General features: G+C 42.7%; 13 protein-coding genes. 5 read left to right on the forward strand and 8 right to left on the reverse strand.

Annotated features, from left to right (window positions below):
• Nucleotides 1-85: 85 nt before the first annotated feature.
• Complete coding sequence (locus tag AC2CZC_RS10315; protein WP_284021509.1) at nt 86-739, forward strand: response regulator transcription factor; 654 nt, start codon at nt 86-88, stop codon at nt 737-739.
• A 36-nt stretch (nt 740-775) separates the two neighbouring features.
• On the opposite strand, the gene purU is transcribed toward AC2CZC_RS10315, so the two are convergent.
• The 4 genes from purU to AC2CZC_RS10335 form a co-directional block, all read right to left on the reverse strand.
• Entirely contained in the window at nt 776-1606 is an 831-nt protein-coding gene (gene purU / locus AC2CZC_RS10320) for a formyltetrahydrofolate deformylase (RefSeq protein WP_484584751.1), read from the reverse strand.
• 146 nt (nt 1607-1752) lie between these two features.
• Nucleotides 1753-2346, reverse strand: coding sequence for a Crp/Fnr family transcriptional regulator (locus AC2CZC_RS10325; RefSeq protein WP_484584752.1), 594 nt, complete (start codon nt 2344-2346; stop codon nt 1753-1755).
• A 37-nt stretch (nt 2347-2383) separates the two neighbouring features.
• Nucleotides 2384-3250: a DMT family transporter gene (locus tag AC2CZC_RS10330; RefSeq protein ID WP_484584753.1), complete on the reverse strand. Its 867-nt coding sequence runs from the start codon at nt 3248-3250 to the stop codon at nt 2384-2386.
• 22 nt (nt 3251-3272) lie between these two features.
• Complete coding sequence (locus AC2CZC_RS10335; RefSeq protein ID WP_484584754.1) at nt 3273-4091, reverse strand: arylamine N-acetyltransferase family protein; 819 nt, start codon at nt 4089-4091, stop codon at nt 3273-3275.
• Between the two features lie 184 nt (nt 4092-4275).
• Between AC2CZC_RS10335 and AC2CZC_RS10340 the strand changes: the two genes are divergently transcribed.
• Nucleotides 4276-4917, forward strand: coding sequence for an NAD(P)-dependent oxidoreductase (locus tag AC2CZC_RS10340; RefSeq protein ID WP_484584755.1), 642 nt, complete (start codon nt 4276-4278; stop codon nt 4915-4917).
• 172 nt (nt 4918-5089) lie between these two features.
• Complete coding sequence (locus AC2CZC_RS10345) at nt 5090-5575, forward strand: MarR family winged helix-turn-helix transcriptional regulator (protein ID WP_484584756.1); 486 nt, start codon at nt 5090-5092, stop codon at nt 5573-5575.
• Nucleotides 5576-5580: 5 nt separating this feature from the next.
• Here AC2CZC_RS10345 and AC2CZC_RS10350 read toward each other — a convergent pair whose 3' ends face one another.
• From AC2CZC_RS10350 to AC2CZC_RS10365, 4 genes are all read right to left on the reverse strand, one after another.
• On the reverse strand, nt 5581-7533 hold the full coding sequence (locus tag AC2CZC_RS10350; RefSeq protein ID WP_484584757.1) for a BCCT family transporter: 1953 nt from the start codon (nt 7531-7533) through the stop codon (nt 5581-5583).
• A gap of 82 nt (nt 7534-7615) precedes the next feature.
• On the reverse strand, nt 7616-8446 hold the full coding sequence (locus tag AC2CZC_RS10355; RefSeq protein ID WP_484584758.1) for a GNAT family N-acetyltransferase: 831 nt from the start codon (nt 8444-8446) through the stop codon (nt 7616-7618).
• A 283-nt stretch (nt 8447-8729) separates the two neighbouring features.
• On the reverse strand, nt 8730-9578 hold the full coding sequence (locus AC2CZC_RS10360) for a substrate-binding periplasmic protein (RefSeq protein WP_484584759.1): 849 nt from the start codon (nt 9576-9578) through the stop codon (nt 8730-8732).
• Nucleotides 9579-9883: 305 nt separating this feature from the next.
• Nucleotides 9884-10297 (reverse strand): rhodanese-like domain-containing protein, encoded by a 414-nt coding sequence (locus AC2CZC_RS10365; RefSeq protein ID WP_484584760.1) that lies wholly within the window; start codon nt 10295-10297, stop codon nt 9884-9886.
• Nucleotides 10298-10457: 160 nt separating this feature from the next.
• Between AC2CZC_RS10365 and AC2CZC_RS10370 the strand changes: the two genes are divergently transcribed.
• The gene (locus AC2CZC_RS10370) at nt 10458-11315 is read left to right on the forward strand and encodes a LysR family transcriptional regulator (protein WP_484584761.1); all 858 of its coding nucleotides are present in this window, start codon (nt 10458-10460) and stop codon (nt 11313-11315) included.
• Nucleotides 11316-11470: 155 nt separating this feature from the next.
• Nucleotides 11471-12463 (forward strand): alpha/beta hydrolase family protein, encoded by a 993-nt coding sequence (locus tag AC2CZC_RS10375; protein ID WP_484584762.1) that lies wholly within the window; start codon nt 11471-11473, stop codon nt 12461-12463.
• Nucleotides 12464-12511: the final 48 nt, after the last annotated feature.

Consider the following 12511-nt stretch of genomic DNA (forward strand, 5'->3'; position numbering starts at 1 on the left):
TTAAAAACTTGAAATTTAGCGAATTCTAAACGTACTATATCGGCTGTCTTTATACTAAAGACAGCCGATTTTTTAGGAGCTATGCATGAATCAGTTTTTAATTGCGGATGATCACCCCCTGTTTAGAGAAGCGTTAAAGGGGGCTTTGCAAAATCAGTTTGAAGGCCTTGAAGTGATCGAATCAGAAAACTTTGAGCAAACATTACAGCGGTTGTCTCAGTATGATGACTTAGATTTACTATTGCTTGATTTACATATGCCAGGTAATGGCGATTTATATGGTCTTATTAGAATAAGAGAAGACCACCCAGCCCTGCCTATTGTTGTGGTTTCAGGCAGTGAAGATTTGAATGTCATATCTAAAGTTATGGGCTATGGCGCAATGGGCTTCATACCGAAGGCATCTTCCTCACAAGATATTGTCAGTGCTTTACAGCAAGTCTTAGAGGGCGAGAGTTGGCTTCCCGCTGATATCAAGGAGCAAATCCAAGACCTTGATGGGGAAGATAGGGAGTTGGCACAGCAAATTGCCTCGCTCACACCACAGCAATATAAAGTACTACAGTACTTGCATGAAGGGTTACTCAACAAGCAAATTGCGTACGAGCTGAATATTTCAGAAGCCACGGTGAAAGCGCATATTACCGCTATATTCCGTAAACTTGGTGTGTATAATCGCACTCAAGCAGTATTGATCGCTTCCAAATTACAATTAGAACCAATCGAGGCGGCAAAGTAGCATTAAGCTACTTTTGCACCTTCTTTACTAAGGCTATTATTTAAAAACAACGGTTTTGTTGCCATTGATGAATAGCTTGTGCTCTGAAGCCAGTTGCAGCGCTTTACAAAAAACGGTTTTTTCAATATCTCTGCCTATTTTGGCCATGGCATCTGCAGTATCTGCATGTGTCACTTGCGTGACATCCTGCACAATGATGGGCCCTTCATCTAATTCATTATTGACGAAATGGGCTGTTGCCCCAATGATTTTCACGCCGCGTTCAAATGCTTGATGATAAGGCTTAGCACCGATAAAGGCGGGTAAAAATGAATGGTGAATGTTGATGATTTTGTCTTCAAACCGAGCAACAAATTCAGGACTTAAAATACGCATATATTTCGCCAGACCAACTAAATCTGGGTTGTAACTTTCAATTAAGTCGCCCACCTGCTTATCATGCTCTGTACGGCTTAAACCTTCATGAGACAAGCAGTGAAAAGGTACATCAAACGCGTTTGCTAGAGGTTCTAAAGTCGGGTAATTAGCAATAACGGCTTGTACTTCAATATTAAGCGCATTTTCAAATTGCTTGAGCAACACACCACCTAAGCAATGTGCTTCTTTTGTGGCGAGTAATACCACTTTTACTTTTGTCGGGCTGTGTAATTTTACTAGCGCGTCATCAGGCAAATTAGCTTGGAGCTGCGAAATAAACTGCTCGGTCGGCGTACCGGTTAATTCGGTTCGCATAAAAAAGCGTTTACCTTCTCTGTCTACAAACTCATTGTTACGAACAATATTTAAATGATGCTCGTGACATAGGCTGGTTATTTTAGCGATTAGCCCGATATCGTCACTACATTGTGTTGTTAATATAAAACTCATGGTCCTCATTCCATTTGTATGCGGGTTTCTCAGGTTACCTCAATGGAAAGAAATTGTATTGTGCTAGATGAATTATTTATTCAATGATGAGTAAATTTCACACTAAAAATAATTACATGAGTTTTAGTTTTCTCTAATTTCAACGTTTACAATGCCAGTTTCCTGCGAATACGGCTCAGCGCTATGGGGGTAATCCCAATATGTGAAGCGACCATTTTTAAGGGTACGCGTTCACTGAGCTCAGGGTTTCGGTCAATAAAGTTTAAATACCTTTGCTCAGCACTGTGATGAACAAAGGCATATTCTCGCTCTTCTTTTTTAATAAAGAGGTTTTCCAGTAGTTGCGTATAAGCCTCTAAAAACCCTGGATGCGCTTTCATGGTATGAAAGAAAGTATGCCATTCAAACTCAAGACAGATCACATCATCTAAAGCTTCAATACTAAATAATGCGGGCGTATTTTGTGTCATAGCGCGAGTAGAACCGGCGATACAAGGTGCGCTGGCAAAGGCTTGTGTAAACTCTTTCCCCTCGGCAGAGACGTTAAAGTAGCGTACGTCTCCTTGCGTGATAAAAAACAAGTTGGGTGCGGGACTGCCTTGGTTCATCAGTAAAGCATTTTTAGGATGGTGTTTGAGCTTGCCTTGTAACCCATACTTTTGAAAATCTTCTGCGCAAAGAGGTCTTCCGTCGGTACTGAAAAAAGAGACGAAATCTGCGAGCTTATGTTGTATGTTCAAGCGACATTCCCTGATGATACGACTTTATAGGAACATGTTAGGGTGCACGCGTTATCAAGTAAAGTGCAAAAAATGCAACTAATAAAGCGGGTATGCTAAGTAAAAACTGGGACAATCCGCCTTGCAAAAAGATCACAAACGCGGGCACTAAATAGGTCATGGCTAAAAAAGCATTTGGGCTCACCTTTTTTAATAAGTGTTGCTGTAAAAAGAAAGTGCCCAGTGTCGTAAACAAGGTTAAGTAGATGAGCCATGTCCAAAATGTGTGGCTCTGCCAAACTAAATGTGCAAGGTCACCATAAAACAGCATTATGGGGAAAAGCAGCAGGCTACCAAGGAGTGCAATATAAAATGTGCTGGTCAGGGCTGATTGTTTGGTTGCCCATTTTTTTATCAAAAGTACGTGTATTGCGAGACAAAAACAGGCAGCTAAAAATATAGAGTCTCCATATTGCCAATTGCTTAGAGCCTGCAGGTTATTCTGCCCATTTATGAGCATCCAGATAGCGCTGGCGGTGCCAATCAAAAAACCGAGTAATTGGCTAATACGGGTTTTAATGCCCATAAACATAAAACTCAAAAGCACACTAATGAGAGGCAGTAAGGTATAGATGAACGCCGTTTTTTCTGCGGTAATGGTTTTTAAAGATTCAAATAAGCCGACAAAAAACAGCACTAAAAACCCACTGATCAGAGCATACTGTCCGATTTGCTTTGCGGTTAGTTTGACGTTGCAGGAGCGCCAAATAAGCGGCGCGAGGCAAAGGCTTGTCAGGATAAAGCGCAGGCAAGTCGCTGCAATCGGACTGGCGTAAGGCAGTACTTTGCCAGACACCACAAATGACGAGGAAAGTAAGCCGACCCACACAATTAGGAGTAGGGGCTGAGCGAGTGCGTGATTCATAATTTCCACCTCAGTAAAGGGATCAGCTTAGGTGTGAAGGTTTTGCAAACTTGCTAAACAAATAGGCGGATATTGCCTCATCAATATTGAGCGAAAACACCCTAGTAAGTAGCTGGTGGAGCTGCTCGGTGTTATCAATTTCAGTGATGTCTGTATGGCTGGCTGTAATATGGTGATATTCACCATTTCTCAGTGAATGTGTTTCCTCAAGCGTTTTTTTACTGACAACCAAGTTGTTTAAAAAAGCAGCGTCGGGATGCTTGTGAGAGTAAAAGTGACTGAGTTCACAGTCTGCTTCGCTATAGTGGTTGAGATCAAACGTGTAGAGTGTGAAATATTCCCCATTTTTTAATACATCAAAGCAGTACTCTTGGGCTTTATTTTGACTTATGCGATAGGTCATGTGCCCCTGTTGCTGTGGTACATCTAACACCAGCTTAAGCGGGAATATCGCTCCTTGCGGTCCAAAGCCAACATCGAGCAAATACTGTGTACCTTGATATGTGACGAGCGTTGCTCTGTGAGTTCTTGGCACTTCTACATCTCGGTTGTATACCACCTTGGCGAGCAGCAGTTTTACCTCAAAGCCTAAACTCTTCAGGACATGAAAAACCAGCTTGTTATGCTCGAAACAATATCCACCAAATTGCTTTTGGATGATTTTAGTGAACAGATGGTCGACCTCCAAAGGCAAGGGGTGTTTTAACACTGCTGATACACTGTTGAATGTATATTTGGCCACATGGCGGCTTTGCAGCTGCGCTAAAAAATCCGCGTTAAGTGGATGCTCAGTAAGCGCTAAATCAGCCAAATAGTCGTTTACGATTTGCATGTCTGTCATGGTGTTTACTCCTTGTTTTCATTGAGTACCCAGCTTAATTGTGAACGGACAGGTTGTAATGAACCTAGGTTTATTCCTTTGAATTTTTATTTTTTGCAGAAATAAACCTAGGTTAATTCCTGCGATTGAAAATACTTTTAAAGTGGAGGTGTTTCTTAAGCATACAAATTGAAAGGAGAAGTACATGCGTATCACAGTATTTGGAGCCACAGGTAATATAGGTCAGGCGGTCGTCAATGAAGCAATTGCACGTGGACATCAAGTGACGGCAGTAACGCGAGACATACGTAAAGTGTCAAAGCTACCTGCTGAAGCCTATGCGCAAGTGGGTGATGTAAATGACATTCAAGATGTGATCCGTTTGAGTAAAGAGCAAGACTTGGTGATCAGTGCAACGAGGCCAACGGCGGGACAGGAAAAGCAACTGGTCGATATTGCTGAGTCTTTACTGACAGGCTTACGTGAGACACGTACACGTTTATTACTCGTTGGTGGCGCGGCTTGTTTGACGGTTCCCAACTCGAGCGGTGGTCTGGTTTTAAACGATACTTCGCTTGTATCCCCTGCATGGAAAGACATCGCTCAAGCCTGTTTTGAGCAATACCAACATTGTGAAGCACATGAGAATCAAAATTGGAGTTATGCCAGCCCTTCGGCATTGATTGGTGAGGGTGCTCGTACCGAACAGTTTAGAGTCAGTGAGGGCGAGTTATTGGTTGATGAGACGGGTAAGTCGCATATTTCATGGCAAGACTTTGCAATTGCGCTTATTAATGAGGCAGAGTCGGCGACGTATGTGGGGAAAGTCTTTACGGCGGGTTATTGATCACGGCGCTTAACCAATCGCTAATAGTTTGTTTTTTAGTTGCTAATTAGGGTTTATGTGATTTGTGTCTTTATTGCCGATGGATTGTTGATACTGATTGTGATTTCTAGTGGTTCAGCGCCACTGAAGCGATTATACTGGCGAAATTGGTATTGTTCGGTAGCGCTAATAAATGGAAAAATACGAAGAACTATTAGTCTCAATTAGAAAGGTGATCCGCGCCATTGACTTGCATTCAAAGCAACTTAATAAGTCGTCGGGTTTGACTGGCCCACAGCTGTTGATAATGCAGGAAATTACGCGTGTAAAAGGTGTCACGGCGAGCCAAATTGCGAAGCATGTTAATTTAAGTGCCGCGACGGTGACCAACATACTTGATCGTTTGGAGAGCCGAGGTTTGGTCGAGCGGGTGCGCAGCGCACAAGATAAACGTCGTGTGAGTTTATTTTTGTCTCCACAAGGGAAGAGTTTATTAATTGATGCACCGCAGCCATTGCAGGAACACTTTATACAAAACTTTTGTGAGTTAGAGGAATGGGAGCAAACCTTGCTGCTCTCGTCTATGCAGCGGATCGCTACTATGATGGATGCAAATGAACTTGATGCGGCACCGGTGCTTGAGATAGCACCGATGAACCAAACCGAATCGGGAAAGTAACTGTGCTACTCGCGTAGCACATTTAAGAAGTGAAGGTGCTTTTGGTATTGCGCTAAGACATCACTGATGATGGCGCTTTCAGACCACCCCATGATGTCATAGTTTTGACCGCCTTCACTGAGGTACACCTCAGCGCGATAATACGAGTCACTGTCTGTGACATCACTTTGCGTAAAATCTGGTTGCAATGCTTCACTTTTATACACACCATAAATGAAGTCGTGCTCGTCACCGTGATGAACCGTAAGAATAACCGCAGCATTATTTACTTTGACTTCAGCCTCGACCTGGTTACTTTCAAATTCAGCCCTGATTTTTTTCAGCGCAGGCTTCACCTCTTTTAAGATAAATTTATCAACTTTACCTTTAGCAGGCGTCGCGATAAGCAGCGCAAGGCTCTCTTGCCACGTTTGCTCATCATTAACTTGGTTGTCAAACGTCATCGGCATGGTGTGTGTACTGCGTTTGGCATCATCAATACGCAGTGCGCGAATGAGACCATAACAGGCGACGAGCAACACTACTGAGAATGGCAGAGCACTGACGATGGTCAGTGTTTGCAGTGCATCAAGACCGCCCGCTAAGCTCAGCGCTGCTGCGACCACCCCGACCCCAATCGACCAAAATAATCGCTGCCAAAGTGGGGTGTTATTGCTGCCGTTTGAGCAGAGCATGTCGATAACCATGGCGCCTGAGTCACAAGAGGTGACAAAAAACACCACAATCATGATGATAGATAGGCCGATTAAAAACTCAGACAGAGGGAAGTTTTCTAGAAATACAAACAGGGCAACGGCCGAGTTGTTGCTGACCATATCTGAGATCCCTGTCATACCTTGCTCAAAAATCATTGCCAGTGCCGAGTTACCAAAAATGGTCATCCACAATAAGGTGAATGCGGTAGGAATACAGGTGACGCCAATGACAAACTCTCGAATAGTACGGCCCTTTGATATACGGGCAATAAAGAGGCCTACAAAAGGTGCCCAAGCAAGCCACCAACCCCAATAAAAAATCGTCCAGCCACCAATCCAATCTTTTTTCTCATAAGCGAATAAGTTGAAGGTGGTAGACACAATATCCGATAAATAATCACCGACATTTTGTACATATGCTTGCAGTAAAAACACACTTGGGCCAATAAAGAAGATCAGGGCTAACAGTACTACAGCGAGTATCATGTTGGTCTGCGATAAAATTTTAATGCCTTTGTCTAACCCCGTCGCCACGGAGATAGAGGCCAGCGCCGTAATGGTGATCATAATAATGACTTGGTTTTGTACCGAGACATCAAAAGAGAACAAGTAGGCTAGCCCAGAGTTGACCTGTGCAGCGCCCAAGCCTAAAGAGGTTGCGACACCAAATACAGTACCGACAACGGCAAAAACATCCACTGTATGGCCTATCCAGCCATGAATTCTGTCGCCAATAATTGGGTAAAGTGCTGAGCGCAATGTCAGTGGTAATTTATGTCGATAACTAAAATAAGCCAAAATCATCGCCACAATGGCATAGATGGCCCATGCGTGGAAACCCCAGTGGAAAAATGTGATCCGCATGGCTTCTTTGATGGCTTCAACTGAGTCTGTGTCTGCAGACGGTGGCGAGACAAAATGCATCACGGGCTCCGCAACACCAAAAAACATCAAACCTATGCCCATGCCAGCGGCAAATAACATGGCTAGCCAAGTTGAAAAACTATAATCGGGATCCGAGTGATCGGGCCCTAATTTAATTTCGCCAAATCGCGACATGCTTAAATATACGACGAGGCCTAATATGATGGCGACGGTTAAGACATAAAACCAACTGCCATTTTGAGTGATGGCTGATTGAGTAACAGAAAAGAGTGATGAGGCGGTTGAAGGACTGATCACGGCAAAAATCACCAACGCCAATACAATCGCTGATGCGCTGTAAAAAACGGGGAGATTAAGCGAGGTGTTGTCTTTTTTCATAGTGAGACTCTATTGATTAGACTACAAATTATTTTGCTTGGCTAAGTTTGGAAATAAATTATCTGTCATTGAGATAGCCGAATCAACGATCCTTTGATAACTTCTTAGACCACATGTTTACTGAGTGTAGCTGGTCTTGAACAATAACTTGGTTAGTAAGGCGTCCACCAAAATTAAATTCATGGCGCGCTAACACTTTATTCATTGCATAATCATCTGCGATGCATTGGCAGTGTATTGTCTCTACTTCGGTACGAAGAAGACGATGAAGTACAAAGTCAATTAAAGTGGTCGCCATACCTTGATTTTGAACAAAAGAGGCAACGGACAAATCTTGCAAAAAGCAGCTTTTTGTATTGGCGTCATGCTTGATGTTGACTGCAGCAACTATATTATCCAAGTAGTCAATGACAACGTATTCATGTTCGCCTTGCATACTCGCTTTAATTTTCGGCTCATCTTCTTGCCAGCACGAATACAGCGTATCATCATTTGCGAAGAGCTTGGCAATGCCTCTTGCATCAGAGCGATTTGCTAGTCGTGCCATTGAAGTATTGTGCTTTGTGGTTTCAAAGTTATCGGTGTTACTAATTACGTGATCAAGGATTTCATCGTATAAATCGCTATTTTTCTCTATTTTTCGCTGATTATCTAAATACTTAGCAGCAAAAATTGCATCCTCATTACTATATAATTTGGGGATGGTTGCCTCAATTTGATACCCATTCGACATTAAAGCAAGTGAGTTAGACTCTTTAACTTGCAGCAGCACTTTGGTGTTGTGGTTTTGATTTGCAGTACTTTCTATACGATGCAGTGTGTTATCACAAAGATGTTGAGTCTGGATTTCCATTGCAAGCAATTTATGTTGCTTGTCATTCGGCAATAATGGTGTTGCCTCATAAGTTTGCATATAACCCTCTATGCCTGTTTTATATACAGGAATCGATTTAGTTAGAGTTCTAATGTTTTGTATTGTAACTTTTTGGGGGGGATAATTAAAGTTGCGTTATAAATTGCTATGAAATCAAGCAAAAAGGCAGCTTTTTTTGAGCTGTTTGGTAAATATTTTTTCCTAACTTGGTAAGGTATGTATTGAGATAGTAATGACTTTTCTATATTTAGAAAGCTAAATAGTTTTAGTTGTAATTAATTTGGGACCAGTTTGATGCATTCGAAGTGCTGAATCATGGGTTTTACTGGTTGTGACTATCCAGTGCACCTCGCAACATGAGTTCGAGCTCTTGTGTATAAAAAGGCACGTACTTTTGAATATAGGTGAGCCTAAGGCCTTGTGAGTCCAATTCATCGAGTGCAGATTGCCATTTGTTGACTATTGTATCTGGCGTTTGCGAAGAAAAAGCCATATACACGGCGTGTGGGGATAGCTGGATAGACATGGGGGTTAAGGCATCGAGTGAGTAGCCAGAAGAAGCGAGTATTTCCCGGGTATTCATCAATGAAATAATTGTGCAATCAAAGCGGCTTCTGGGCTGAAGAAGTAATTGAATAGCTTCAAGTTGGCTGTCCGTTTCATGGTATGGGATCTGATATTTTTTGTATATCTCTGTGTCCGCGACTTTACGTTGTGATACACAGGTTGCTTGATGACGGCGAATGTCTCCCAACTGCTTAAACTCTCTTTTATCGCTTGAGCGTTTGTATAGAACAGAGCCGTCATATAAAAAAGGCCCCACCCATTTAAAGGCGGGGAGCCGTTCAGTCGTTTTTGCGACGATAAGATGCGCTCTATGGTACAAAGTGACTTTACCAGAAGGTGACATAACTCTTTTTGGAGGTTGCTTTAATATGTTTAATCCTCGGGCAAAGGAGCTGACTTGCACAGGCTGGTAATGAGACAGACGACTAGCCATTTGGTTGTAGATGTCTGCGACAAAACCAGAGGTGACTTTGCCATTTTCAATATAGACAAAAGGCTCAAGTGGATGCATTGACACAACCAGCTTGTGCTCCACGGTGTTGGCGTACAAGGTGTGGCTGAGGATGCCAAAGAGTAAACAGAAGAATGACCTAGCTTGCTTCATAGTCGCTTATTTAACTTTGATGACAATTTGAGTATTGTGGTCAGTTTTATATTTGTCTATTTAAACCCAATTTTAAGTGTGGATTTAATCACCCCGAGACATGGGTGATTAAAAATACAGCAAAATTGAGCCTGTAAAGTGCTAACTTGCTTGTGATTTGCGCATGTTGAGGTGTTTTTATTCTGATGTTCGGGCAGACGATATTTTTATTAGCTGATATAAAAGCCGTGTTGCACCACGGGACTTTCAGCGATAGTTGTTTGATTTGAGAGCGATAGAGCTTGTTTATAACAAGCTCTATGCGGTTACTGTTGTGGGTCGCCCAAGCGTCTATTAACTGGATAGCGCTCAAAGTCTTCCCAGTAGTGAATTCCACCTATCATTTCTTTGACTTTGAAACCTAGCTGAGCCAGTTTATGTCCAGCCTTGGTCGCGCCATTACAACCAGGGCCCCAGCAGTACACAACAAACAAGGTGTCGGGTGCAAAGTCAGCCATACGTGCGGCGGTGATTTCATTATTGGGTATGTTTATAGCGGTGATCGCATGGCTCTTGGCAAAAGCGTGTGCAGAGCGAGTATCTACGAGCACAAAGTGCTGTGCCCCTTGTTTGATATCGGCATATACATCGCTGCAATCCGTTTCACAGTTTAACTTTGCACTAAAATGTGCCTGTGCTGCACTTGGTTTTGCGGTATTGTTTATTTGAATATTTGCCATCGGTATTTGTCCTGTTTGGTGAGTGTTTTAACAGCTTACAAAGGGCTCTGCACTGGGTAAATTCATCATTTCTGAACGCGATGTTCACACATTGTGAATAGGTCTTGGTGACAGCCTGTTGTATATTTGTGATTCAGATTCAAATCAGGTGGGTGAGCACATGGAATTTTACCATTTAAGGTCATTTGTGGTGGTTGCTGAAACGGGCAATTTAACCAAGGCGGCAAAACAGTTGTTTACTACACCGCCAGCTGTTAGTGCCCATATTCGCGCATTAGAAGATGAGCTGAAAACCACATTATTTGAGCGCACCAGCAAAGGCATGCGTTTGACCCCAAAAGGCGAGCAGCTGCGCTTGCAAGCGCAAAAAACTTTAGACAGCGCCACAGACATGGTGAATCTGGCGGTAGAAAATGCAGATCAAGTCATAGGCACCTTTAAACTGGGTTTAAACCGAGATGCAAGTACATTGCGTATTGCTGAGTTGGTCAAAGCGCTCGTTCATCGCTGTCCGGGTATTGAGCTTGAGTTGCATGCGCTGAACACAGGGCAAATTCTTGAAAAGGTAAGCAGTGGTGAATTGGATGGCGGGTTTGTTTATGGTGATAGTTCGCCAGACCTGTTTTATACCGAGTTAGCTTTGCAGCCCATTACCACGATAGTACCAACCTCATTTGATACCACCGCGATTCAGAGCATTTACGAGCTTGCTGATCTGCCTTGGATAAGCGTTGGTGAGCATTGCCCATTTGATAGGGCACTGAGAAAGCGGGTTACTCAGTCCATTAAATCACAGGTACAAAGTGCCGATAACGCCTCTCGTGCGAGCTTAGTTGAACAGGGCGTTGGCGCCAGTTTTATCGAACTGGAAGTGGCACAAGCCATGGTTACAGCCAAGCAAGCACAGCGACTCACCTTGTTGGATTTTGAGATACCGTTAAGTTTAGTAGCGAAGCAATCAGGGCTTACTAATCCAGTTGTTAAAGCGGTATTAAAAGAGTTAGACGCACTTTGGTAGGCTTTTCTTCTTTAATGTAGTTGATAGTAACTTCCACACCACCTTCCTCACTTTTTTATAGAATAAGTGTCTGATTGTTCAATAAGTATTAATGTAACGAATGCAATCATATTGTGCTTATTTTGAAGTGTTTTAAAGTGCAAGGAAAAGTCGTAATGCATGTTTTGATATTGTTTATATTTTTGTTGTTCTCTTTTAATTCTCAGGCAAACAGTACCGACTTGAAGTCTGTGCAAAGCTGCTACAAAGGGCCTTTTTCACAATACAGCCATTGGATTGATTTTATGGAGAAGAAGTTTGCAAAAAGAGGGCTAAACGAGCAAGCGCTGCAAAAGAAAGTTTCTCATTTCCAATCTATGTTTAGTGAACAAGCATTTAATGATTTCAAAGCGCATTTGACATGCGAAACCTTTACTTATCAAGTGAAGGGGCAAGACGTCAGAGGCTTTGTTGTGAAGCCCATTAATAATAAGAAGAAAATGCCTGTCATTATTTACAACAGAGGCGGTAATGGCAATTATGGTGCGGTGGTGTTCGGCCATTTAATGAGGAATGTTTTTCCGCTTGCCAAAGAGGGGTTCATTATAATTGGCAGCCAGTATAGAGGCACCTTCTCTCGCAACGACACCCTAGATCAATTTGGTGGCGCAGACGTGGCAGATGTAACAGCATTAATGGATATTTTACCGAACATTGAAGGGGCAGACATTAATCGGGTTGGCATGTATGGTGTCAGTCGCGGTGCAATGCAAACACACTTAGCGGTAAAAGAGATGCCAGCAGTGAAAGCCATTGCCACTCAGGCTGGTGTTGTTGATCTAAACAAAGAGCTTGAATTTCGTCCTGCGATGGAAAAAGTTTATAAAAAACGGATCCCGAATTACAGTACTGAGAAACATGCCCAATTAGCAAAGCGTTCCGTGATGACATGGGTAGATAAATTGCCAAAGCAGACTCCTATTTTGATTATGCACGGCGACAAAGATAAACGCGTATCGGTGGATAACTCAATTCGATTTGCAAAAGCATTAGCGCAACACAAGGTGCCGCACAAATTGGTTGTTTACCAAGGTGATAATCATGGTTTAGATCTGAATAGAGAGGCCGCGTTTTCTGAGCTATCTAGCTGGTTTCACACTTATCTATAAAGTCAAAATACGCCTTTGATGAGTTAATATTTTAAAAGCGCACACTGT

Source organism: Pseudoalteromonas sp. MMG033 (genome assembly GCF_057197785.1).

Excerpts from the sequence above, each read along its gene's own strand:
- AC2CZC_RS10315 (WP_284021509.1), top strand. The coding sequence starts at position 86 with ATGAATCAGTTTTTAATTGCGGATGATCACCCCCTGTTTAGAGAAGCG.
- purU (WP_484584751.1), bottom strand. The coding sequence starts at position 1,606 with ATGAGTTTTATATTAACAACACAATGTAGTGACGATATCGGGCTAATC.
- AC2CZC_RS10330 (WP_484584753.1), bottom strand. The coding sequence starts at position 3,250 with ATGAATCACGCACTCGCTCAGCCCCTACTCCTAATTGTGTGGGTCGGC.
- AC2CZC_RS10335 (WP_484584754.1), bottom strand. The coding sequence starts at position 4,091 with ATGACAGACATGCAAATCGTAAACGACTATTTGGCTGATTTAGCGCTT.
- AC2CZC_RS10340 (WP_484584755.1), top strand. The coding sequence starts at position 4,276 with ATGCGTATCACAGTATTTGGAGCCACAGGTAATATAGGTCAGGCGGTC.
- AC2CZC_RS10345 (WP_484584756.1), top strand. The coding sequence starts at position 5,090 with ATGGAAAAATACGAAGAACTATTAGTCTCAATTAGAAAGGTGATCCGC.
- AC2CZC_RS10350 (WP_484584757.1), bottom strand. The coding sequence starts at position 7,533 with ATGAAAAAAGACAACACCTCGCTTAATCTCCCCGTTTTTTACAGCGCA.
- AC2CZC_RS10355 (WP_484584758.1), bottom strand. The coding sequence starts at position 8,446 with ATGCAAACTTATGAGGCAACACCATTATTGCCGAATGACAAGCAACAT.
- AC2CZC_RS10360 (WP_484584759.1), bottom strand. The coding sequence starts at position 9,578 with ATGAAGCAAGCTAGGTCATTCTTCTGTTTACTCTTTGGCATCCTCAGC.
- AC2CZC_RS10365 (WP_484584760.1), bottom strand. The coding sequence starts at position 10,297 with ATGGCAAATATTCAAATAAACAATACCGCAAAACCAAGTGCAGCACAG.
- AC2CZC_RS10370 (WP_484584761.1), top strand. The coding sequence starts at position 10,458 with ATGGAATTTTACCATTTAAGGTCATTTGTGGTGGTTGCTGAAACGGGC.
- AC2CZC_RS10375 (WP_484584762.1), top strand. The coding sequence starts at position 11,471 with ATGCATGTTTTGATATTGTTTATATTTTTGTTGTTCTCTTTTAATTCT.